Below are 23,293 nucleotides of genomic sequence, written 5' to 3' on the forward strand. Positions count from 1 at the left end.
TTAGTATCCCAGCAATAGGCGTGGCAAGAACAGGCTGATTTCCGGCACAAACGTGACCAGCAGCACAATCGCAATCAACACCGCGTAGAATGGCATCATCGGGCGCAGCACTTTGGCGATGGACACGCCACTGATGGAACAGCCCACAAACAACGCGGACCCCACAGGCGGCGTGCAGATGCCAACGCACAGGTTGATGGTCATGATGATCCCGAAATGCACCGGATCAATGCCCAGATCATTCATGATCGGCATGAAGATGGGCGTGAAAATCAACAGCGCTGGCGTCATGTCCATAAATGTGCCGATCACCAGCAGGACAACAACGACCACCAGCAAAATCATATAGGGGTTGTCCGTCAGCCCCAGCATGAAGCTGGATATGGCACCGGGAATGCCCCCGAAGGCCATGACCCGCGACATGGCAATCGAACAGCCGATCATCAGCAGCACAATCGACGTGGTGATCGCGGAATCGATCAGAATGCGCGGCAAGTCGCGCAGACGGATTTCGCGATACCACACCAGCGCCAGCAGCAACGCATAGGCCACCGCAATGGCCGACGCCTCGGTCGCGGTGAAAATGCCGCCCACAATGCCGCCCATGATGATGACAATCAGCCCCAAGGGCAAAATAGCATCGCGCGCCGCAACCAGCGCTTCGGTCATGGTGGGTTTGGGGGACACCGGATAGCCGCGCTTCTTGGAAATGATACCGGCCACCACCATAAGCGACAGCCCCATCAGAATGCCGGGCAGGTAGCCCGCCAGAAACAGCGCGGCAATTGATGTGCCGCCGGTAATCAGCGAATAGACAATCAACGTTGTGCTGGGCGGGATCAGCAACCCTGTCGGGCAGGACGCCACATTTGCCGCAGTGGTAAAGGCGGGGTCATACCCTTCGCGTTTTTGCACAGGCGCCATAACGCCCCCCACCGCCGCCGCCGACGCCACTGCCGAGCCGGAGATCGAGCCGAACAGCATGTTTGCGATGATGTTCACATGCACCAGCGCGCCCGGCAACCGCCCACCCAGCACCTTGGCCAATTCGATCAGCCGCCGCGCAATACCGCCGCGATTCATGATATTGCCCGCAAGGATGAACAGCGGAATGGCCAGCAACGTGAAACTGTCCAGCCCTGATGCCATTTGCTGCGCGACAATGAACATGGACTGGTCGAACCCCATGAACAACAAAAATGTCAGCGCCGCCGCGATACCGATGGCAAAGGCAATCGGCACGCCAATCAGCATCATCAGCCCGAAAGAGCCGAACAGAACAAAAATAGCGGTGGTCATGGCTGCACCTCGATCTGGGATTCGGTTCGGCCGACCAGCACATCATCAGGGTCACGCCACAGGCGGAGCAGGAAATGCCCGCAATAAAAGACAATCACGCCGCCGGAAAAGGGAATGGCACCGTAAACATAGCCCATGGGAAACCGCAGCGTCGGCGTGATCTGGCCCGATGCAAGCGTGCGCGCCGTCAGCATCCAGCCGCCCTTGATCATGACAAAAATCGCAAACCCCGCGACAAGCGCCAGAATCAGCACATTCATCAGCGCGCGGATGCGGCTTGGCAACAGCATGGGCACAATATCAATGGCCAGATGTTTCGCGCGCCCGAAGGTATATGCCCCGCCAATCAGCGCCAGCCACATGAACAACAGCCGCGCAAATTCGCCGGTGACAGTGCTGGGGGCCTGCAATACATAACGGGAAAAGACCTGCCAGACGATGCTGGCCACAATGATCGCAAAGATCACGACAATGATGACTTCCAGCACAGTATCGACAATGCGTTTCATTTCCGTCCCTCCCTGTGGCGAAACTTCCGCGCGATGGCACACGCGCCTGCTGCCCGGACCATACCACCAATGTGAAACCTTGTGACAAGATCCTGCAAATTGGTCAACCAATTTATGAAATGGGTTGACTAATGCAGGTTTTGGTCGTCATCTTGGGTGCCAGAGGGCGCGTGAATGCATGCGTCCCCTTGACCGACCACCACCAAACCTAACCATCGGGAGGAAACCACCATGGCCCAATTTACACGCACCATTGCCCTTGCCACGACGGCCAGTCTGGCCCTTGGCGCGGCTGCAAATGCACAGACATTGCTGCGGCTGAACCACAACAACCCCGCCGACCACCCCACGCATATCAGCATGGAATTCATGGGCGAGCGGTTTGCCGAACTGACCGACAATGCCTACAGCATTCAGGTTTTCCCGAATGCCCAACTGGGCACGCAGCGCGAATCAATGGAACTGGTGCAGAACTGCGCGCTGGAAATGGCGCGGTCCAACGCCGCCGAACTGGAAGCGTTTGAACCGCTTTACAGCGCGATCAACCTGCCCTTCATCTTTGAAAGCGAAGATCACTTCTTTGAAGTAATCGATGGCGAAGTGGGCCAGACAATCCTGAACGCATCTGCGGATAAGGGCTTTTTGGGTGTGTCTTTCCTGACCGAAGGCGCGCGGTCCTTCTATGGCGATCGTCCCATCAACAGCCCTGCTGATCTGGCAGGCGTGAATGTGCGCGTGCAACCCAGCCCGTCGGCCATTCGTATGGTTGAACTTCTGGGCGGCAACCCCACACCCATCGACTGGGGCGAGCTGTATAGCGCGCTGCAACAGGGCGTTGTGAACATGGCCGAAAATAACCCGACCGCGCTGACAACCGCGCGTCACGGCGAAGTTGCGGACTATTTCTCGCTGAATGAACACACGATCATTCCATCGGTTGTGGTGATTTCAAGCTGCGCATGGAACGACATGTCCGAAGAGCACCAGCAAGCGCTGCGCACCGCGGCACTGGAATCGCAAGCCTTCCACCGCGAAAGCTGGGATGCGATTGCGCAGGCGTCGCTTGACACCGCGCAGGCGGAAATGGGTGTGACAATCAACACCGTGGAAAAAGGCCCCTTCGTTGAGGCCGTGTTGCCCATGCATGAAGAAGTTGCAGCGCAATCGCCCGAACTGGCTGCGCTGATCGACAGCATCAAGGCACTGGCCGACTAAGGGTCACAAAAACAAGGTTTCGGGGGGATAACCGGCATGCTGGAACGCTCAACCATAGGAGAGAACGCGCTTCAGGCCTTGCATGATGAAGATTATGCAGCGCCCTATGACACGCGCACGCTGACCCACAAGGGGCTTCTTTTCACGGGTGGCCGGACCGCGCAAGTGCTGGATGGGGACTGGAATTTCTGCGTGGACCTGCTGGATACAGGTCTTCGCCAGAAATGGTTTTCCATGCTGCCTGCCGCCCCCGAAACCCGCACCGAGCCGTGGGATTACGATCCCTATATGGGTGAAACGGTTCGCGTGCCCGCCAACTGGCAAATGCTGAAGGAAAAATGGTATTTCTATGAAGGCAGCGCTTGGTATACCCGCCCGCTGGACCACAGCGCCCGCGCGGGGCGGCGACAGATCCTGCGCATCGGGGCTGCACAATATGATTGCAAGGTTTTTCTGAACGGCAAGTTTCTGGGCAACCATCTGGGCGGGTCCACCCCGTTTTGTGTGGAACTGACGCATGATTTGCAGGACGGGCGCAACTGGCTGATGCTGTGCGTCAACAACACCCGCACGCTGGACCGCGTGCCCATGCGCAACACCGACTGGTTCAACTATGGCGGCATATACCGCGAAACGCAGCTTTTTGACCTGCCCGCCGCGTTTATCAGTGACATGGGCCTGCGCCTTGGCGCGGATGGCGCGTCAATCGCGGTTGATCTGGAAATTGACGGCGGGGATAATGGCGATGTGCAACTAAGCATCCCCGAACTGGGGTTGGATCAGTCGATTCCTGTCACAAATGGGCGGGCCAGCGCGGTCATTCCCGCGCGGCCCGAATTATGGTCGCCGGACAATCCCAAACTGTATGATGTTCACGCCCGTTTCGGCGATGACATGGTCACTGACCGCGTGGGCTTTCGCACCATCACACGGCAAGGCACCGAGATTTTGCTGAATGGCAAACCCGTCTGGCTGCGCGGCATTTCTGTTCATGAAGATGACCTGACCCTTGGCAAGGTCACGACCGAGGATGATCTGCGCGCGCGGTTCCAGCACGCCAAGGAACTGGGCTGCAATTTCCTGCGGCTGGCCCATTACCCCCACCATGAACGTGCAGCCCAACTGGCCGATGAATTGGGGTTCATGCTATGGCAGGAAATTCCGGTGTATTGGGCCGTCGCCTTTGACAACCCCGACACCTATGCTGATGCGGAAAACCAGCTGCTGGAACTGATCCGGCGCGACCGCAACCGCGCCAGTGTCATCATATGGTCCATCGGCAACGAAAACCCCGACACGGATGCGCGGCTGTCGTTCATGCGCGCGCTGGCCGATGCCGCGCGCCGCGCTGATGACACCCGCCTGATTGCGGCAGCTTGTCTGATAAACCACACACGCAACCGCATAGAGGACCGGCTGGCGGAACATCTGGACGTGATCGGTATCAATGAATATTACGGTTGGTATGACGAAAATATTACAGACCTGATCGAAATTGGCCGGAATTCGGCACCAGACCGGCCTGTCGTCATCTCGGAAACAGGCGCAGACGGCGCAATCGGCAAAGGGGCGCCTGAAACGGGGCTGTTCAGTGAAGCTTATATGACACAGGTTTACCGCCAACAAATCGAGATTCTGCGCGATCTGGACTATGTCAAAGGCATGTCACCCTGGATTTTGTATGATTTTCGCGTTGAACGGCGCCAGAATATTTTTCAGAACGGGTTCAACAAGAAGGGCCTGATTGCTGCTGACAAGCGCACAAAAAAATCCGCCTTCGGGGTGTTGGCGCAATTCTACCATGCCCGTGCCAGGGGGGAGATCTGATGGCGCGTGCAGCAAGACGCTATCAGGAAGTTGCCGAAGGTTTGCGCAAGCTGATCTTGCAGGGCGGCTACAGCCCCGGCGACCGCATCCTGACCGAACGCCAGATTGCCGAGCATTTGCGCGTTGGCCGTTCGGCGGCCCGCGAAGCCATCCTGCTGATGGAAATCGAAGGCGTGCTGGAAGTGCGCAAGGGATCCGGCATTTACCTGAAGGATGTGGGCACCACCGCCGCGCCCAAGGGGGACGCCAACGATATTGGCCCGTTTGAGTTGATTCAGGCGCGCCAGTTGTTGGAAAGCGCTGTGGCGGGGTTGGCTGCATCGACGGTGACCAAGGCCGATATCATGCGCATGCGCGACGCGCTGGAGTTGGAACGCAGCAGCATTGCCACCGGCGCACAGGATTATTCGGGCGATGAGTTGTTTCACCGCCTGATCGCCGAGGCGACCCAGAACAGCGTTCTGGTCGATACTGTGAATGAATTGTGGGAAAAGCGCGAAGGCAGCCGTATGTGGGCACGCCTGCATGAACGCATATTTGTTACCGATTACCGGCTGCGCTGGCTGGATGACCACAGCGCCATTCTGGCCGCCCTGCAACGCCGTGACCCCGAAGCCGCACGCCGCGCCATGTGGCAGCATCTGGAAAATGTGCGCGTGACCTTGCTTGAATTGTCAGATGACGAAGACCCCGGTTTTGACGGCTATCTGTTTGATTCAAGAGAAGTTTCCAAAGTGTTTCGCTGACTGGTTTTGACCCAGAGGATACCTGAATATGGACTATACTTGGCGTTGGTTTGGCCCTGATGACCCTGTTTCGCTTGCCGATGTGCGGCAGGCGGGGGCAACAGGCATTGTAACCGCCCTTCATCAGATACCAAATGGCGCATTATGGCCACGCGATCAGATCATGGAGCGCCGCGCCATGATCGAAGCGGCGGGCTTGCGCTGGCAGGTGGTCGAAAGCATACCTGTGCCCGAAGCCATCAAGCTGGGCCAGGATGGCTGGCAGGAGCTGGCGGATACCTGGGCCGAGTCTGCGCTGAATCTGGCGAAATGCGGGATCACGACGATCTGTTATAATTTCATGCCGGTTCTGGACTGGACGCGCACGCACCTGCGCCATGTCATGGATGACGGGGCCGAATGCCTGCGCTTTGACCGTGTTGAACTTGCATTGTTCGATCTGTTCATCCTGAAACGGATCGGTGCCGAGGGTGACTACAACGAAGATACCCGCGCTGAGGCCGCGCGCCGTTTCGCCACCATGGATGATGCCGCACGCACAGCGCTTGTCGATACCATCATCGCCGGGCTGCCAGGGTCTGAAGAAAGCTACACGCTGGACGGGTTCCGCGCCCAGATCGGCCAGTATCAGAGCATCAGCGCCGCACAGCTGCGCCAGCATCTGCACCAGTTTCTGGACCGTGTCATTCCCCAACTGGCAGGGTCCGGAGTCCGGCTGGCCATTCACCCCGATGACCCGCCGCGCGCGTTGTTCGGCCTGCCGCGTGTTGTCTCCACCGCCGATGATCTGGATGCGATCGCACAGATGCACAGCGATCCGGCCAACGGGTTCACATTTTGTGCAGGATCGCTGGGGGTTCGGGCCGATAATGACCTGCCTGCCATTTTGCGCAAACATGGCGCGCGCGTGTATTTCCTGCATCTGCGCAACACGCTGCGCGACCCCGTTTCCCCCATAAGTGACGGGGCCACGGGCGAAAGCTTTCAGGAAGCGGCCCATCTGGCTGGCAATACAGACATGACCGCATTGGTGGCCGAGGTTTTGCGGATCGAGGACGCGCGCGGCCAGCCCCTGCCCTTCCGCCCCGACCATGGCCATGCGTTGCAAAGCGACCTGCGCAGCGACTACCGCCCCGGCTATTCCGCGGTTGGGCGGTTGCGCGGGATGGCAGAAATCCGCGGTCTGGAACACGCCCTGCGGTGGTCAGGCCGAAGCTGAAACAATTGCTGCACCGCCTGCGCCATGGCGCGGGCGGGTTACGGTTCGGGAATTGCCGAAACCAGATCCTCAATGACATGCGACACAAGCTGCTGACGGCTGCTTAATTCGGATTTCCGAAAGATCGACGACAATTGCGATTTGACGGTCGATTCTGTCGTGCCCCGCAGGCGCGCAATTTCGGCGTTCGAGAAGCCCTTGATCACCAGAATGGCGACATGGCGTTCGGTCGGTGTCAGTTTCCACACTTCAAACTGGCGGTCGACATAATCATAAAACTGGCCCGCCGCTGCCTGCAACTGGTCGTTGATGCGTGTGGCCCGCCGTGATCCGATGCTAAGCAATATGACGCTGCTGATAACCCCGAACAAAAGCCCGAAACTGGACAGGATTTCCAGCAATTCCTGAACTTCCCAAGGCACCCAAAGGAATTCGATCAGGAACAATTCTGACAGGATCTTGATAATAAAGAACCCGGCACTTGCAATTTGCACGAGCAGCACAAGAATAATTATAACAACGACCTGCCAGCGGAAGCCATACATTACATACTGTCCCACAAGTGACGAATGACGCTGTGCTCAGGGATTCGGAACAATCCTGATACCTCCAGAGTGATTTTCCAAAAGCTCTTCAATGGGAACGACAGGAATAACCTGTGGTGCAACCCCGTTTCGCGCGTAGGTTTCGACCACTGCATCGCGCAAAATGCGCCCATTCGCGCGGCTGACCACAACTTCGCGCTTGTGAACGTTGTTTTCTGCCCAAATCCTTAGCCTGTTCAACCACGTATTGGAGACTTCGACAATCGTATAGCCACGTTGCTCCAGGGTCCGAAGAACTGCTGTGTAATGATTGCTTCCATCGCGACCAACAATGCGTTCGACATCCATGATACTTAGCCCACGCTGGGTTTCCCCGGCTGCTGTGGTTGCGCCAGCCAGAAATATCAACATCATCAGTGTGGAAAGATGCTTCACTCAAGCCACTCCAGCGCAGGTAGGCAAGTCCGACTGACCATATTCGACGCAGTCAAGGGACGCAAGCTCACGCTGCACGAAACCGCATAGTGCTATTGCCAACCGCGCTTTCGATAGCCAGTGCGACCGACACGCAATCGCATGGCAACCGCACGGATGCATCTGCGATAACCCCGCGGGCCATTGAAAAATCATGCCTTGCAAATGACCCGCTACCGATCACAACCGGCGTGTCAGGGAACTGCCGCCGGAAAGCGATAAGCGCCTCGACCGCGTCTGATGTGGTTCCAAGTGTGTCGATATCCAGCACCAACAGCGCCTTTTCATACTCGAACCCTGCAATCGCACGCTCCGCATTTGCGAAGTTACCGACAGATACGATAGACATCGCGGGCGCCGCAATCCTGGAGACAAGCGAAAACAACGGGCGCGTCTTGCCTTCGACCACATAGATGCGGCGATCCTCGATCAGATGCGGCGCGACATAATCAAAGCTGACGGCAAACCCATGGGACCGGGCCCTGACCACGGTGCGCGGCTGGGGCGTGGGCGCCTTCACATACCCCAGACGTGCCAGCAGGCGGGACATCATCCCGGGGGCGGCTGTGCCGTTGCGGTATGCGCGGGGGCTGTAGGTGTCATGGAACAGGGTCATGCGTCACTCCGTATTATTGATGCGCTGGCGTCAGTCTTTGGAAAAAGCAAGAAACACCGTAAGCGCACCGGCAAGGTAGAACCCGCTGCCGCCGAATGCATAAGCAAGCAGGACCAGACCAAGGGAATGCCCCAACGCTAAGGCAGTTGCGGCGCTAAGGAATGCACCTGTAAGTGCAAACAGGATCAGCACCAGAAAAACACGCCCGCGCAACGGTTGTTCGCGATGTTCAGGCTGTGTCTTATGCTCGGACAGTGTGATCATGGTTGCACCCCACTTGGTTTTGACTGGCAGGCCATCGAACGGAAAACGCGGAAGACCTGATGTCCATACTGCTGGTGCACTGCCGCAAAGGAATACCCCGTTGGTATGATTGGGGTCTCGTAGCACTATAGTCAGGGGGGCATGGCGGATCTGTCCTGCACCAGCGGCAGGGCCCGCACACATGACGCAGCAACAAAACAATTCGGGGGCGGGAGCGTGGCACCCGAATGCCAGTATCACAGCGCCACGCCGCATAAGCGTGACGCATAGTCGCGTTCATTCGCATGTGCAAAAGCAGAAACTCTGTTCCTGCTTCTTCGCAGTATTCCCTAACGGGAAAGCGCCGCCTGAAGGCTGGCTTGCGTGGTGTTGATGACAATGCCCTGCGATGTGGCGCGCCCGCCCGCAGTTGTGTATTCAACACAGCCACCGCCCGCAGCCGCGCCCGGATCGACCGAAACGCGCACGCGTGTCAGGTCAGTGCCGGTCACATATGCCCCCACAATAACGCCAAGATAGGTGTTATTGGCATCCAGAACCGCAATGCCGTTCAACACGTCATAATTGCCCGCGCCAGAACATCTGCTGGCAGGTCTGCGCCGCTGTGTGACAGGGATTACATTGATATCCAGAAAGGGCTGCCCCGGAATTGCGCCTGTTGGCGTGCCACCCGACGGCTGCCCCGGTGCCGGTGCACCCGGAGTGCCGGGGGCTGTGCTGTCCGTTGTCACACCCACCGATGCGAGGTTCCCTGAACCGCCAACATTGACATCCGCGTCAATGCTGCCGACGCTTGCATCGGCATCTACCAACCCGTCAGCACCGCCAACATCAGCGTTTGCAGATATACCTGACCCAACCTCCGCTTCGACACCGACAAGGCTGTCTCCTCCAACGCTGACACCCGCCGAAATACCACCGACGCTGACCCCCAGACCCAGTTGCGCCTGCGCCCCTATCGGACACATAGCCGCCGTAAAAATAGCGGCTAATGCCGTGTTGCTGCACCATGTTCCACGGTGCGTTATGTGTGTTCTCTGACGCTTGATGACGTGCATGTTTCTGATCCTTGCTCGCTTAATGTGTCTGTGTGCTTGCTGCACCGGCGCTGGCGGGCCGTGGAAAAACACCAGAGTTACTCCTTGAACGGCAATGGCGCTGCTGCGACCATTTACATCAGACATACGCTGGCATTTGCAGCCCCGCGCCACTGATCATCACTCGAACGACATAAAGACAGGCTATACTTGTCTTTCCGCACTAATGGACTAAGCCCGCCCAAGCATATGTTCGTCAATAGTATTTTCTGAATGTATATTTATAGCGGTGTCATGAACGTTCGCATATTCTGACTTGCTTTCGTATGTTCATCATCGCACGGCCCATGGTAATCACCAGAGACAGGCGCCACATGTTCCAGTTCATCTGTGCGTGAACTTCGGGCCTATAGCCGCTTATCCGCACTCTTGGTGTATTGAGTATCTGCCAGTTGCGCAAAATCATACAAACATGCGGCGGGCATCCGCCTTGTCTGCATCGGTGCCGGAATTCCACTATGCCCGAGCCGGTGAAGGACAACTCAGCCAAATTCCAGCCCGATCATACACCAAAGGTCGAGCATTGCGCTGATTCCCGCCATCTACACCTTTTGCCACAACTTCACCCAACTTTCATACATTCATGGGTGGGTTGCAGCGCATACATGACTGTCAACTACGTCGGGCACGCGCTGTTTATGAGCAGGGCCTGTCGTCTGTTGGTATGATACGCATACACCTTCAGTGCTAAGTATGTTTAATATCAACATGTTGCAGTGGAACCGCCCTTTGCTGAAATAACCAAACTGTGTATCCCTGTTATCAGGGGTGATCGCCGGAAGGCGCTAAGGAGCGTTCGGTTCAGGTGGCGTAACTGCGTTATCACGACACTCCTGTGTCAGCTTTCTGGCTAGTCAAAAATTCAGATTTAGGACGGATCGGGAGATCGAACATGCTAAGTAAATTCTCAATAGTTAGGGGCAAAATGTCCAGCCCCCCGCGCCGGTATTGGATTGGTGTGGCAGCCCTGCTTGGCGCAACAGCGCTGATCCAGCCGGCACATGCGCAACTTGGTGGCTTGCTTGGTGGCGTTACCAGCACCGTTGATAGCGTTGTCGACACTGTCGGTGACGTGACCAGCGGGCTGACCGGCGGCACAGTGACCGCTACGGGCACAGGTGAATCGACCGGGAACACTGTCGGCGTGTCAATCGGAATAGGTGGGACGAATGTAGATGCCACTGTCGCAGGGGATGATGGTCTTGCCACCGTCGGCGTCGGCACCAGCGGCACATCCGGCACCAGTGGCACGTCGGGCACCAGCGGCACGTCGGGCACCAGTGGGACGTCCGGTACCAGCGGCACGTCCGGTACCAGTGGCACGTCGGGGACCAGCGGCACGTCGGGCACTAGCGGCACGTCCGGTACCAGCGGCACGTCCGGTACCAGCGGCACATCGGGCACAAGCGGAACATCGGGCACAAGCGGAACATCATCAGGTTTTCCGAATGTGAATACCATTCCCAATGCCCCCAGAACCGCAGCCGGAAGCCGTTGCCCTTCTGCGGGGAATTATGATGTGCTAAACGGTGTTTCGGTGTTTGACCGTGACAATAGCTTGATCGGCACAATTGTTGGCGCCTATACCAATGGTTCTGACCTGATGCGCGTGCGCGTTGCTGTCGATCCGCAGGTTGTCGCAGGCGGCGGATGTGTGGAATACCCGACATCCGGCGGGCGGGCATCCTCGCAGGGGATCGTCGTGAACACAACGCGCGCCGTACTTACTTCAGCGTTGATGCGCTGAGCATGCAAAGATATCGGTCCGGTTGAAAACACCGGACCGACATTCATCATGCCACCCAGCGCACACAGACATTTCGGGGACTCCCCGCCTGCCTTGACGGGTGTGATCGGTGTGCTGGCGCTGATAGGTATGGTGCTGGCATGGCCGGTCAGTCTGAAATCCGGCACTATGCCGACTTTCTTGCTTTTCCTGACGCTTCTGTTTGTAGTGATGCTTGCCGCAGATTTTGGCGCTGGCGTCGCCCGTCAGATAGACTTTCGCCCCCGAAGGACGCAGCGAATAGGGCGCACCGATTTGCAGCGTCTGGGCTATAAGGTTATCGGGTTATGCGCTGTTGTTGCCTTTTTGATTGGCTTTTATTCGATAGCCCCTATTTATAATGATATATGGTATCAAAGATTCCTTCAGCCAGCCTTCAGCTATCTGCCAGCAATTATTTTTGCCAGTCTGATCTACATCGTCGCAACTGATACCCTGCTTCAGGATCCTTATGATGGATTGTCTGATCTGGGACTGGCAATCTTGCGCGCAGAATATCCAGAAGACCGCCACCGGTTAAATAACTTTCTGGCGGCCATTCTGGTTAAGGCGTTTTTTCTACCGCTCATGTTCGGATTTGGTTACGATGACTGGATATACTTCCAGACCGTCGTTCCAGTATTCGATGACTTCCGCAGCCTTTTCGAATTCCTCTACAGGTTTCTGTTTTTCATTGATGTTGTTTTTGCCATTGTCGGATATGCCACAGCATCCAGACTATTGGGCAGCCAGGTCCGGCTGACAGAACACACATTCCGGGGCTGGGTGATGTGCGTTGTCTGCTATGCCCCGTTTTGGCAGGTGATTGGCCGGAATTACCTGCATTATGACAATGACATTGTCTGGGGCACCGTCTTTGCCCATTCCCCGATTTTATATGCAATCTGGGGGACGCTGATTTTGGTCGTTATAACTGCATATGTCAGCGCTACAGTCATGTTTGGTATACGCTTTTCCAACCTGACCTATCGCGGCACCATCTGGCGCGGGCCGTATGCGTTTGTTCGTCATCCTGCATATCTGTTCAAGATGATGTCCTATGCAATGATAAGCCTGCCGTTTCTTGGGCATTCGACTTCTGAAATAGCGATGAATATGGCAGCTTTTTCTGGTCTTGGCGCAATTTATGCCGCGCGTGCCTGGCATGAGGAAAAATGCTGCAGCAGGGCGCGGGAGTACCGCTTGTATCGGCGGTACATGCAACGTTTCGGCCTGCTGGAGCGGCTGTTCAGAAGCATTTATCGCCGAAATGGCAAACAGCGCCCCGATGTCACTCGAAGCGCTGCCTGACCAAATTCTTCGCAGTAGCGGGTCTTAGTTCAGCAGACCGCCGGTCAGCCCACCTGTCAGCCCGCCAACGGTATCAACAACCCCGCCGACAAGATCACCAGACCCGCCGCCGTTATCACCGCCGCCAAGCAAACCACCTGTCAGCCCGCCAACAGTATCAACAACCCCGCCAACCAGATCGCCAGACCCGCCGCCGTTATCACCGCCGCCAAGCAAACCACCTGTCAGCCCGCCAACAGTATCAACAACTCCACCGACAAGATCACCTGATCCGCCACCGTTGTCACCACCGCCGGTCAAACCACCTGTCAGCCCACCGACTGTTTCAACAAGGCCGCCAACCAGATCACCATCGCCGCCGCCAATGCCGTCACCCAGCAAGCCGCCAAGGTCCAGCGTTCCCAGCAGGTCATCAAGATCAATCAGATCATTGCCGCCCACTTTCACATCCGCAATCACCTGACCCGCGTCAGTCGGTGTATCCAGAACATTCGCGCTGATCAATGGATCGGCGTTTTCCGACGAAATCAACGTCGATCCAAGCAGCCCGACCTCTGCCAGCCCGTCCATAGGGATGCCCGTCTCGCCAACCAGCGGCAGACCCGCACCATTACCAAGGTCCACCGTGCCAAGTACATCATTCAGATCAAGGGCAAAAGCCGGTGAGGAAACACTTACGGCCGCAACCATAGCGAGCATCATTTTCTTACGCATAGCGCGCTCCTAATTTCAGTTTCAATTTCATCGCGACAGTCAGGGGCCGTAGCCAGATTGTGACAATGATGCGCTAAGTACTAAACAGGTTGGGCCAAGCGGCATATCACCCGACAGACCTATCCCTTTACACCTTTAGTCGGATGCGGCCCGTGCGCCGCAAAAGGGGCATGGTTTAACGGCTTTGGTGATTTCAGTCTAAGGCCCTGCCCCGGCCGCACCACGCATCCTGTGCCGTATCCGTTCTCAAATTGATGTTTTGTTGCGCGGCACTGGCCGGTGCAGGATGAAAATTTCAGCGCAGATCAAAAATTTTACCAATTGATAAACTTTTAAGTCCGTGCTTTCCTGTCATTCCAGTTGACCGCCATTCTGCCAGCCACAAGGGGCCAGCCAATGACACACAGCACCACCACTCCCGGTATCGTCGCCGGCAGGTTGAATCCCGAAGATTATGCGCAGCATTTCGACGACCTTTATCCGGATTTTGACGCGCATGAAGCCATGGTTGCCGCAGACAGGTGCTATTTCTGCCATGACGCGCCGTGCATCACTGCCTGCCCCACGGAAATCGACATTCCGCTGTTCATTCGCCAGATACAGGCGGGCCAGCCGGAAGCGGCGGCGCGCACCATCTTTGACCAGAACATCCTTGGCGGCATGTGCGCGCGGGTATGCCCGACTGAAACGCTGTGCGAAGGGGCTTGCGTGCGCGAAGCGGCCGAAGGCAAGCCTGTCGAGATCGGGCGGTTGCAGCGCTATGCCACGGAAACACTGATTGCGAAAAACTCCCACCCCTACACACGCGCGGCCCCGACCGGCAAACGCGTGGCCGTGGTGGGTGCGGGGCCTGCGGGGCTGGCCTGCGCACACCGGCTGGCGATGCATGGCCATGATGTCACCATTTTTGAACGGCGGGAAAAACCCGGCGGGCTGAATGAATATGGCATCGCGGCCTATAAGGCGGCGCACGGGTTTGCGCAGGCCGAAGTGGACTGGTTGCTGCAAATTGGTGGGGTCACGTTGCGGCAGGGCTGGACGCTGGGCCGCGATGGCACATTGGCCGATTTGCAGGAAATACATGATGCGGTGTTTCTGGGTATCGGCCTTGCCGGTGTGAATGCGCTGGGGCTGGACGGCGAAGATATACCAACTGCCCGCGATGCAGTGGATTTCATTGCCGAGTTGCGCCAGACGGATAATCTGGCCACATTGCCCATAGGCCGCCATGTCGTCGTTATCGGTGGCGGCATGACTGCGGTTGACGCGGCAGTGCAATCGCGCCTGCTGGGGGCAGAGCATGTGACCATGGTGTACCGACGCGGGCGCGACGCGATGGGCGCGTCGGATTATGAGTTGAACCACGCCGCAAATGAAGGCGTGAAAATCATCACCAACGCCATGCCGATTGCAATTCACGCCAATGGCACCCTGCGCGAGGTTGAATTTGCCTATACCCATGCGGGCGAGACGGGGCTGGAGCCCACTGGCGAAACCTTCCGCCTGCGCGCGGACCAGCTGTTCAAGGCCATCGGGCAAACGCTTGACGACGCGCCCGAAGGGCTGACACGCGACAAGCGCAAGATCGGCATTGACGGCACAGGGCGCGTATCGCGCGCGGGTGTCTGGGCGGGTGGCGATTGCACAGGCGGCGGCGAGGATCTGACCGTTACCGCAGTCGCGCAGGGCCGTGACGCGGCCGAAAGCATTCATGCAAGCCTGATGGGCAATGGTGCGTGATCCACGCACGCACAAGGAGTTAGCACAATGGCAAACCTGACCACGAATTTCATCGGCATTAAATCCCCCAACCCCTACTGGCTGGCCTCTGCCCCGCCGACCGACAAGGCCTATAATGTGGAACGCGCCTTCAAGGCGGGTTGGGGCGGGGTTGTGTGGAAAACCCTGGGGTCCGAAGGGCCGCCCGTCGTCAATGTGAACGGCCCACGCTACGGGGCCATCTGGGGCGCGGACCGCCGCCTTCTGGGCCTGAACAATATCGAATTGATCACCGACCGCCCGCTGGACGTAAACCTGCGCGAAATCAAGCAAGTGAAACGCGACTGGCCCGACCGGGCGCTTGTGGTGTCGCTGATGGTGCCCTGTGATGAGGAATCGTGGAAAGCCATCCTGAAGCATGTCGAAGATACCGAAGCCGACGGGGTAGAGCTGAATTTCGGCTGCCCCCATGGCATGAGTGAACGCGGCATGGGTGCCGCCGTGGGCCAGGTGCCGGAATATATCGAAATGGTCACGCGCTGGGTAAAGCAGCATTCGCGCATGCCCTGCATTGTGAAACTGACGCCCAATATTGCCGATATCCGCAAACCCGCCGAGGCCGCAAAACGTGGCGGCGCAGATGCGGTGTCACTGATCAACACCATCAATTCCATCACATCGGTCAATCTGGACACGTTCAGCCCCGAACCCATGATTGACGGCAAGGGCGCGCATGGCGGCTATTGCGGGCCAGCAGTGAAACCCATTGCGCTGAACATGGTCGCGGAAATCGCACGGGATGCAGCAACACGCGGGTTGCCCATTTCCGGCATTGGCGGCGTGACAACATGGCGTGATGCTGCGGAATTTCTGACCCTTGGCGCAGGCAATGTGCAGGTGTGCACGGCGGCCATGACCTATGGGTTCGGCATCATCAAGGAACTGACAGCGGGCCTGTCGCATTACATGGACCAGAAGGGGTTTACATCTGTCGACCAACTGGTGGGCCGCGCGGTGCCCAATGTGACCGACTGGCAGTATCTGAACCTGAATTATGTCACCAAGGCAAAGATCGATCAGGAACTGTGCATCTCTTGTGGGCGGTGCTATGCGGCGTGCGAAGACACATCGCATCAGGCAATTTCCATGTCACCCGACCGCAAGTTCGAAGTGATCGATGATGAATGCGTGGCGTGCAACCTGTGCATCAATGTCTGCCCCGTTGCCGATTGCATCACCATGGAGCAACTGCCCAAGGGTGCCACCGATCCGCGCACCGGCGATAAGGTGGGCGATTATGCGAACTGGACCACCCATCCGAATAACCCGATGGCAAAAGCGGCTGAGTGATCAGGGCGCAAGAAGGCGGGTATAAAGATGCTCCAGAAACGCCTCGGCGCCGTCCAACGGGTCATGCCCGTCCCCGCGGATCATCCCGATCTGGGCGGCGAAATCCGCGTAATGCTGCGTCAGCGCCCAGATCGAAAAGATCAGGTGGTAGGGGTCGGTTTTCGCAATGCGCCCCGCATCCGCCCATGCCTGCACCACACGCGCCTTGTCATCGACAAGGACGCGCAGATCATTGCGAATGAATTCCTCGACACGCGGCGCACCTTGCAGGACTTCATTGGCAAACAAGCGGCTTTCACGCGGAAAATCGCGCGACATTTGCAACTTGCGGCGCATATAGGCCATGATTTCGGTCTGCGGGTCGCCGCCGGCATCCAGCATGCGCAGTGGGTCCAGCCATGTGTCCAGCAAGCGCGTCAGCAATTCGCGGTGAATGGCATCCTTGCTGTCGAAATAATACAGCAGGTTGGGCTTGGACAGCCCTGCCTGCACCGCAATCTGGTCAAGCGTTGCGCCACGAAACCCATGGGTCGAAAACACCTCCAGCGCGGCATCCAGTATGATCTGGCGATTGCGCCGCTGAATGCGACTGCGCGGCGGCGTTTTCACACTGCCGGATTTTTCAGCGGGCGTAGCACGGGGTACGGACATGGGCGGACAAGCTTCTTGACTGATTGGTCAAACTTGATAGCGTCCGATTGGTTCAGGCGCAAGCGATGCAAACATGCGACAGGTGCACCCGGCTTGCCACCAAGACAACCAAATACACAACAAGCGGCCATCAAGGCCGCAAACACAGGGAGCCGCGCATGACCGCACCAGCCGCAAACATGAAAATCAACGCTGAACGCCTTTGGGACAGCCTGATGGAAATGGCGCAGATCGGCCCCGGTGTTGCAGGCGGCAACAACCGCCAGACCGTAACCGATGAAGATGGCGAAGCGCGCCATCTGTTCCAGCACTGGTGCACGGATGCAGGCGGAACCATGGGCGTGGATGACATGGGCACCATGTTCGCGCGCTTTGATGGCACCGACCCCGATGCCCTGCCCGTCTATGTCGGCAGCCATCTGGACACCCAACCCACAGGCGGCAAATATGATGGCGTGCTGGGTGTGCTTGCAGGGCTGGAAATTATCCGCACCATGCGCGATCTGGGCATCAAAACCCGCCGCCCCATCGTTGTGACCAACTGGACCAATGAAGAAGGCACGCGTTTCGCGCCTGCGATGCTGGCATCGGGTGTGTTTGCCGGTGTGCTGGAACGCGACTGGGCTTACGACCGCGTTGACACACAGGGCAAGCGTTTCGGGGATGAGTTGGAACGCATCGGCTGGAAAGGCACCGAGCCTGTGGGCAAGCGCAAGATGCACAGCTTTTTCGAATTGCATATCGAACAAGGCCCGATACTGGAGGCCGAGGGCAAACAGGTCGGCGTTGTCACCCATGGCCAAGGGCTGCGCTGGATCGAATGCACCGTGACCGGCAAGGGCCAGCACACCGGATCAACGCCCATGTATATGCGCCGCAATGCAGGCCGCGGGCTGGCGCGCGTGACCGAACTGGTCCATGAAATAGCACTCAAACACCAGCCCAATGCCGTGGGTGCCATAGGGCAGATTGATGTCTATCCCAATTCGCGCAACGTAATCCCCGAAAAGGTGGTGTTCACTATCGATTTCCGGTCCCATGTGCTGGACACGCTGAACGCGATGGTGGCGGAACTTAACGCCCGCGCACCGGGCCTGTGTGCCGATATCGGCGTGAAATTCTCGTCCGAGCTGGTGGGTTTCTTCGACCCGCCCGCCTTTGATGAAACACTGGTGGGCCGCGTGCGCGATGCCGCCGAACGGCTGGGCTACAGCCATATGGACATCATTTCGGGCGCAGGACATGACGCATGCTGGATCAACCGCCTGTACCCTACCACAATGGTCATGTGCCCCTGCGTAGACGGCCTGTCCCATAATGAAGCCGAAGAAATATTCCCCGAATGGGCCGAAGCGGGCGCAAATGTGCTGATGCATGCGGTTCTGGAAACAGCGGAGGTGGTGGGCTAATCGCCCGCACCGGACATAAAACCCGCACAATGCGGCAGATGAAACAGGGAGAAATCACATGAGCACCGTCATCAAGAACGGCACCATTGTCACCCATGACCTGACCTATAAGGCCGATATCCGCATTGACGGTGGCAAAATTCTTGAAATCGGCCCCAACCTGTCGGGCGACACGGAACTGGACGCCACAGGCGCCTATGTCATGCCCGGCGGCATCGACCCGCACACACATCTGGAAATGCCTTTCATGGGCACTTATTCCAGCGATGATTTCGAATCCGGCACCCGCGCGGCCCTGTCGGGCGGCACCACCATGGTGATCGACTTCGCCCTGCCCTCGCCCGGTCAGGGGCTGCTGGACGCGCTGAAGATGTGGGACAACAAATCGGGGCGCGCGCATTGCGACTATTCCTATCACATGGCGGTCACATGGTGGTCGCAACAGGTCTTTGATGAAATGCCTGAAGTGGTCGCGCGCGGCATCACCAGCTTCAAGCATTTCCTCGCCTATAAGGGCGCGCTGATGGTCAATGATGACGAATTGTTCGCATCCTTCCAGCGCCTGCGCGAATTGGGTGCCATTGCCATGGTCCATGCCGAAAACGGCGATGTGGTGGCGGAACTGTCCGCCCGACTGCTGGCCGAGGGCAATACCGGCCCCGAAGCGCATGCCTATTCCCGCCCCACGCAGGTAGAAGGCGAAGCCACTAACCGCGCCATCATGATCGCCGATATGGCGGGCGTGCCCCTTTATGTCGTCCACACATCCTGCGAGGAATCGCACGAAGCGATCCGGCGCGCACGTCAGGCAGGAAAACGTGTCTGGGGCGAGCCGCTGATCCAGCACCTGACGCTGGACGAGTCCGAATATTTCAACCCCGACTGGGACCATGCGGCGCGCCGCGTCATGTCGCCGCCGTTCCGCAACAAAATGCATCAGGACAGCCTGTGGAACGGTCTGGCCAGCGGCAGCCTGTCGGTTGTGGCCACTGACCATTGCGCCTTCAGCACCGACCAGAAACGCTATGGCGTGGGCGATTTCACCAAAATCCCCAACGGCACCGGCGGGCTGGAAGATCGCATGCCCATGCTGTGGACCTATGGCGTGCGCACGGGCCGGCTGACAATGAACGAATTTGTCGCCGTCACCTCGACCAATGTTGCCAAGATTTTCGGGATGTATCCGCGCAAGGGCGCTGTGGCCGTGGGCGCGGACGCCGATCTGGTGGTCTGGGACCCTGAAAAATCGAAAACCATCACGGCGACAGCGCAACAATCCGCCATCGATTACAACGTCTTTGAAGGGCATGAAGTCACCGGCCTGCCCCGCTATGTTCTGTCGCGCGGGCGCGTCATGGTGAATGATGGCCGCTTTGACGGGCACGAAGGGCATGGGCAATTTGTCGAACGCGCCGCGGGCGGGCCGGTCAATCAGGCCCTGTCGACATGGAAAGACCTGACCGCCCCGCGCCCTGTCGCGCGCGCTGGCATTCCGGCAACGGGGGTATGAATATGTCGCAATGCGAGTGCGGATGTGGCGGAACACCTAAAGGTGGCTCTTTTTGTCCCGGTCATGATCAACGACTAAGATCAGAAATCGAGAAAGTTGCAGGCGGTATTTTGAAGCTCCGTGAGCTGGTAGAGCGCGAGACCGGTAAACAAATAATCTGCGCAGCGAAGGGCGGAAAATGATCTCATCAGATCCGGTCATTTCCGCGCGCGACCTCAGCCTGACCTTCCAGACAGGGGACGGCCCTGTCCACGCCCTCAAGGATGTCACGCTCGACATCACCAAGGGCGAATTTGTCAGCTTCATCGGCCCGTCAGGCTGCGGCAAGACCACATTCCTGCGTGTCATCGCCGATCTGGAACAGCCCACCTCGGGCAGCATTACCGTCAATGGCATGTCAGCGGACGCCGCGCGCCGTGCGCGTGCCTATGGCTATGTGTTTCAGGCAGCGGGACTCTATCCATGGCGCACAATCGCGGGCAATATCAAACTGCCGCTTGAAATCATGGGCTATTCGGCGGCTGATCAGAAATCCCGCGTCGAAAAGGTGCTGGATCTGGTGGAACTGTCGGGCTTTGCGCGCAAATTCCCATGGCAGCTCTCGGGGGGCATGCAGCAACGCGCATCCATCGCGCGCGCACTGGCTTTTGACGCCGACATCCTCTTGATGGACGAACCTTTCGGGGCGTTGGACGAAATCGTGCGCGACCGCCTGAATGAACAACTACTGGAGTTGTGGGCGCGCACCGAAAAGACCATCGGCTTCGTCACCCATTCCATCCCCGAAGCGGTGTATCTGTCCACAAAGATCGTCGTCATGTCGCCCCGCCCGGGGCGCATCACCGACATTATCGACAGCCCGCTGCCGCGCGAACGTCCGCTGGATATCCGCGACAGTCCCGAATTCATCGCCATCGCACACCGTGTGCGCGACGGCTTGCGCGCGGGGCATCTGGATGACTAGGCCCTTTTCATTCTGGCCCAAATATCCCGGGGGTGGCGCGCACGCGCGCGCCGGGGGCAGCGCCCCCTGCAACAGGGGGGCATATGCGTAACCTTGGCCCTGTTCTGGCGGTCACGGCGGCATTGATCGCCCTGTGGTATATTGCCGTCATTCCCATGAACCAGCAATGGGCGCAGGATCAGGCGCGCCGCGCGGGGCAGGATCTTGGCTTTGCTGCCCTTGTTGCCGACACCATGTCGCAACAGCGCCCCCGCCTGCCCGCGCCCCATCAGGTGGCTGCGGAATTGTGGAATTCCACTGTCGTTGAAGAACTGACAGGGCGGCGCGGTATCGTCAACACAGGCAGCCTGTCCAACCGCAGCCTGATCTATCACGGCTGGGTCACATTATCGGCCACGCTGTTGGGGTTTGCCATCGGGTCGGTGTTGGGCATATCGCTGGCCATTGGCATTGTGCATAACCGCGCGATGGATGCCAGCATCATGCCCTGGGCCATTGCCAGCCAGACCATCCCCATTCTGGCCATCGCACCCATGATCATCGTGGTTCTGAACGCGGTGGGTATTACCGGACTGGTCCCCAAGGCGATCATTTCAACCTATCTGTCATTCTTTCCGGTGGTTGTGGGTATGGTCAAAGGGTTGCGCGCGCCTGATCACATGCAGCTTGATCTGATGAAAACCTATTATGCCAGCGGGCCACAAGTGCTTGTGAAACTACGCCTGCCATCTTCCATGCCGTATCTGTTTGCCTCGCTGAAGGTCGCGATTGCCGCAGCCCTTGTCGGCGCAATCGTGGCCGAGTTGCCCACTGGGGCGGTTGCGGGGCTGGGCGCGCGTCTGCTGTCTGGCAGCTATTACGGCCAGACCGTACAGATCTGGTCCGCGCTATTTGCGGCGGCCATTCTGGCGGCCAGCATGGTGGCCCTGATCAGCATCCTTCAACGTGTGACGCTGAAACGCATGGGAATGGCGACATGATGGTTTTGCGAAATACCGGCGGGGTGCAATGGGTGGGCATGGTGCTGGCCGTGGCCGTAGCGGTTGCCCTTGGTGGCACTGGCACACTGCCCTTAGCCGCAGTGATTACGACCCTTGCGATTGCCGTGATCTTTCTGGTGCCAAGGGGGCGGTTGGGCGGGCTTTTGATCCTGCTTATTGCCGCCAGCGTTGCTGTTGCGGCCTTGGCATTGCTGCCGTCTGCGCAGTCCACCCTGCCCTTCTGGGCCATGATTGTGGCGGTGTGGCTGGGGGCGTGGTTACTGGTGGCGCTGGTCGCGGAAAGCCCGCGCTGGCCCGGCTTGCCGGGGCGTGTCCAGTCCCTGCTGGCGCCGCTTGCCTTTGGGGCTACGCTTTTGTGGTTATGGGAAGTGACCGTGCGCACGCTTGATGTGCCGCGCGTTATCCTGCCTGCGCCCTCGTTGATTTGGGACAGGTTGATCCGGTCCACAGATATCCTTTGGGTGGATTTCGTGCAAACCTTCGTCAAGGGCGCGCTGTCTGGCTATGCCATCGGCGTGGGTGCGGCGCTGGTCTTTGCGCTGCTGGTCGACCGCAGCGATTTCCTGCGCCGTGGCCTGCTGCCGGTGGGCAATTTTCTGGCGGCCCTGCCCATCATCGGCACCGCCCCCATCATGGTCATGTGGTTCGACTTTGACTGGCCATCCAAGGCGGCGGTGGTGGTGGCGATGGTATTTTTCCCCATGCTGGTCAATACTGTGCAGGGTCTGGCGTCCACCGATGCCATGCAACGCGACCTGATGCGCACCTATAGTGCCAGCTGGACGCAATCGCTTTTGAAACTGCGGCTTCCGGCAGCGATGCCCTTCATTTTCAACGGGCTCAAAATTGCATCAACGCTTGCCTTGATCGGGGCCATTGTTGCTGAATTTTTCGGCTCTCCCACACGCGGAATGGGCTTTCGCATCTCAACCGAGGTGGGACGGTTGCAACTGGACATGGTCTGGGCAGAAATTGCCGTAGCAGCCCTCGCGGGGTCGCTGTTTTACGGTATTCTTGCGCTTGCAGAACGCGGAGTCACTTTCTGGCACCCGTCACAACGCAAGCGTTAATCCCTGTGCCCCAGCCAA

At 58.2% G+C, this 23,293-nt stretch carries 22 protein-coding genes; 13 read left to right on the forward strand and 9 right to left on the reverse strand.

The window, feature by feature from the left end:
• Together P8S53_RS17655 and P8S53_RS17660 are read right to left on the reverse strand one after the other, a co-directional pair.
• Nucleotides 1–1,299 carry a TRAP transporter large permease gene (locus P8S53_RS17655; protein WP_277807146.1) on the reverse strand — a complete coding sequence of 433 codons (1,299 nt, stop codon included), beginning with the start codon at nucleotides 1,297–1,299 and terminating at the stop codon, nucleotides 1–3.
• A complete protein-coding gene (locus P8S53_RS17660) occupies nucleotides 1,296–1,808 on the reverse strand; it encodes a TRAP transporter small permease (RefSeq protein ID WP_277807147.1) in 513 nt (170 codons plus the stop codon). Before P8S53_RS17660 ends, P8S53_RS17655 begins: the two co-directional genes overlap by 4 nt.
• A 231-nt stretch (nucleotides 1,809–2,039) precedes the next feature.
• Here P8S53_RS17660 and P8S53_RS17665 point away from each other — a divergent pair, with 231 nt between their 5' ends.
• From P8S53_RS17665 to uxuA, 4 genes are read left to right on the forward strand one after another with little or no spacing between them, the layout of a single operon-like run.
• Entirely contained in the window at nucleotides 2,040–3,023 is a 984-nt protein-coding gene (locus P8S53_RS17665) for a TRAP transporter substrate-binding protein (protein WP_277807148.1), read from the forward strand.
• A gap of 36 nt (nucleotides 3,024–3,059) precedes the next feature.
• Complete coding sequence (locus P8S53_RS17670) at nucleotides 3,060–4,850, forward strand: glycoside hydrolase family 2 protein (protein ID WP_277807149.1); 1,791 nt, start codon at nucleotides 3,060–3,062, stop codon at nucleotides 4,848–4,850.
• Nucleotides 4,850–5,596 (forward strand): FCD domain-containing protein, encoded by a 747-nt coding sequence (locus tag P8S53_RS17675; RefSeq protein ID WP_277807150.1) that lies wholly within the window; start codon nucleotides 4,850–4,852, stop codon nucleotides 5,594–5,596. The genes P8S53_RS17670 and P8S53_RS17675 overlap by 1 nt, the downstream gene beginning before the upstream one ends.
• Nucleotides 5,597–5,624: 28 nt before the next feature.
• Nucleotides 5,625–6,815 carry a mannonate dehydratase gene (uxuA, locus tag P8S53_RS17680; protein WP_277807151.1) on the forward strand — a complete coding sequence of 397 codons (1,191 nt, stop codon included), beginning with the start codon at nucleotides 5,625–5,627 and terminating at the stop codon, nucleotides 6,813–6,815.
• A gap of 38 nt (nucleotides 6,816–6,853) precedes the next feature.
• Here the strand turns inward: uxuA and P8S53_RS17685 are convergent, their stop codons facing one another.
• The 5 genes from P8S53_RS17685 to P8S53_RS17705 all read right to left on the reverse strand — a co-directional run bounded on the left by P8S53_RS17685 (nucleotide 6,854) and on the right by P8S53_RS17705 (nucleotide 9,682).
• Complete coding sequence (locus P8S53_RS17685) at nucleotides 6,854–7,360, reverse strand: LuxR family transcriptional regulator (protein WP_277807152.1); 507 nt, start codon at nucleotides 7,358–7,360, stop codon at nucleotides 6,854–6,856.
• A gap of 36 nt (nucleotides 7,361–7,396) precedes the next feature.
• Complete coding sequence (locus P8S53_RS17690; RefSeq protein WP_277807153.1) at nucleotides 7,397–7,795, reverse strand: hypothetical protein; 399 nt, start codon at nucleotides 7,793–7,795, stop codon at nucleotides 7,397–7,399.
• A gap of 67 nt (nucleotides 7,796–7,862) precedes the next feature.
• Nucleotides 7,863–8,450 carry a hypothetical protein gene (locus tag P8S53_RS17695; protein WP_277807154.1) on the reverse strand — a complete coding sequence of 196 codons (588 nt, stop codon included), beginning with the start codon at nucleotides 8,448–8,450 and terminating at the stop codon, nucleotides 7,863–7,865.
• Nucleotides 8,451–8,480: 30 nt separating this feature from the next.
• Nucleotides 8,481–8,714: a hypothetical protein gene (locus P8S53_RS17700; protein ID WP_277807155.1), complete on the reverse strand. Its 234-nt coding sequence runs from the start codon at nucleotides 8,712–8,714 to the stop codon at nucleotides 8,481–8,483.
• 329 nt (nucleotides 8,715–9,043) lie between these two features.
• Nucleotides 9,044–9,682 (reverse strand): hypothetical protein, encoded by a 639-nt coding sequence (locus P8S53_RS17705; RefSeq protein ID WP_277807156.1) that lies wholly within the window; start codon nucleotides 9,680–9,682, stop codon nucleotides 9,044–9,046.
• A 1,054-nt stretch (nucleotides 9,683–10,736) separates the two neighbouring features.
• Between P8S53_RS17705 and P8S53_RS17710 the strand changes: the two genes are divergently transcribed.
• Together P8S53_RS17710 and P8S53_RS17715 are read left to right on the forward strand one after the other, a co-directional pair.
• Nucleotides 10,737–11,558 (forward strand): hypothetical protein, encoded by an 822-nt coding sequence (locus tag P8S53_RS17710; protein ID WP_277807157.1) that lies wholly within the window; start codon nucleotides 10,737–10,739, stop codon nucleotides 11,556–11,558.
• A gap of 93 nt (nucleotides 11,559–11,651) precedes the next feature.
• Nucleotides 11,652–12,887: a hypothetical protein gene (locus tag P8S53_RS17715; protein WP_277807158.1), complete on the forward strand. Its 1,236-nt coding sequence runs from the start codon at nucleotides 11,652–11,654 to the stop codon at nucleotides 12,885–12,887.
• 24 nt (nucleotides 12,888–12,911) lie between these two features.
• Here P8S53_RS17715 and P8S53_RS17720 read toward each other — a convergent pair whose 3' ends face one another.
• Nucleotides 12,912–13,601, reverse strand: coding sequence for a hypothetical protein (locus P8S53_RS17720; RefSeq protein WP_277807159.1), 690 nt, complete (start codon nucleotides 13,599–13,601; stop codon nucleotides 12,912–12,914).
• A gap of 396 nt (nucleotides 13,602–13,997) precedes the next feature.
• Here P8S53_RS17720 and P8S53_RS17725 point away from each other — a divergent pair, with 396 nt between their 5' ends.
• Nucleotides 13,998–15,341 (forward strand): NAD(P)-dependent oxidoreductase, encoded by a 1,344-nt coding sequence (locus tag P8S53_RS17725; RefSeq protein WP_277807160.1) that lies wholly within the window; start codon nucleotides 13,998–14,000, stop codon nucleotides 15,339–15,341.
• 27 nt (nucleotides 15,342–15,368) lie between these two features.
• Complete coding sequence (gene preA, locus P8S53_RS17730; protein ID WP_277807161.1) at nucleotides 15,369–16,670, forward strand: NAD-dependent dihydropyrimidine dehydrogenase subunit PreA; 1,302 nt, start codon at nucleotides 15,369–15,371, stop codon at nucleotides 16,668–16,670.
• On the opposite strand, the gene P8S53_RS17735 is transcribed toward preA, so the two are convergent.
• Nucleotides 16,671–17,321 carry a TetR family transcriptional regulator C-terminal domain-containing protein gene (locus P8S53_RS17735; RefSeq protein ID WP_277807162.1) on the reverse strand — a complete coding sequence of 217 codons (651 nt, stop codon included), beginning with the start codon at nucleotides 17,319–17,321 and terminating at the stop codon, nucleotides 16,671–16,673.
• A gap of 158 nt (nucleotides 17,322–17,479) precedes the next feature.
• On the opposite strand from P8S53_RS17735, the gene P8S53_RS17740 reads away from it, so the two are divergent.
• The 5 genes from P8S53_RS17740 to P8S53_RS17760 all read left to right on the forward strand — a co-directional run bounded on the left by P8S53_RS17740 (nucleotide 17,480) and on the right by P8S53_RS17760 (nucleotide 23,275).
• Nucleotides 17,480–18,730, forward strand: a complete 1,251-nt coding sequence (locus P8S53_RS17740) for a Zn-dependent hydrolase (protein ID WP_277807163.1) — start codon at nucleotides 17,480–17,482, stop codon at nucleotides 18,728–18,730.
• A 58-nt stretch (nucleotides 18,731–18,788) separates the two neighbouring features.
• A complete protein-coding gene (gene hydA, locus P8S53_RS17745) occupies nucleotides 18,789–20,240 on the forward strand; it encodes a dihydropyrimidinase (RefSeq protein WP_277807164.1) in 1,452 nt (483 codons plus the stop codon).
• Between the two features lie 178 nt (nucleotides 20,241–20,418).
• Nucleotides 20,419–21,204, forward strand: a complete 786-nt coding sequence (locus P8S53_RS17750) for an ABC transporter ATP-binding protein (protein WP_373418550.1) — start codon at nucleotides 20,419–20,421, stop codon at nucleotides 21,202–21,204.
• A gap of 83 nt (nucleotides 21,205–21,287) precedes the next feature.
• Nucleotides 21,288–22,184, forward strand: a complete 897-nt coding sequence (locus P8S53_RS17755; RefSeq protein WP_277807165.1) for an ABC transporter permease — start codon at nucleotides 21,288–21,290, stop codon at nucleotides 22,182–22,184.
• Between the two features lie 248 nt (nucleotides 22,185–22,432).
• The gene (locus tag P8S53_RS17760; protein WP_306417967.1) at nucleotides 22,433–23,275 is read left to right on the forward strand and encodes an ABC transporter permease; all 843 of its coding nucleotides are present in this window, start codon (nucleotides 22,433–22,435) and stop codon (nucleotides 23,273–23,275) included.
• The last annotated feature ends 18 nt before the right edge of the window (nucleotides 23,276–23,293 follow it).

It is taken from the genome of Roseinatronobacter sp. S2 (assembly GCF_029581395.1).
Lineage (GTDB): Bacteria > Pseudomonadota > Alphaproteobacteria > Rhodobacterales > Rhodobacteraceae > Roseinatronobacter.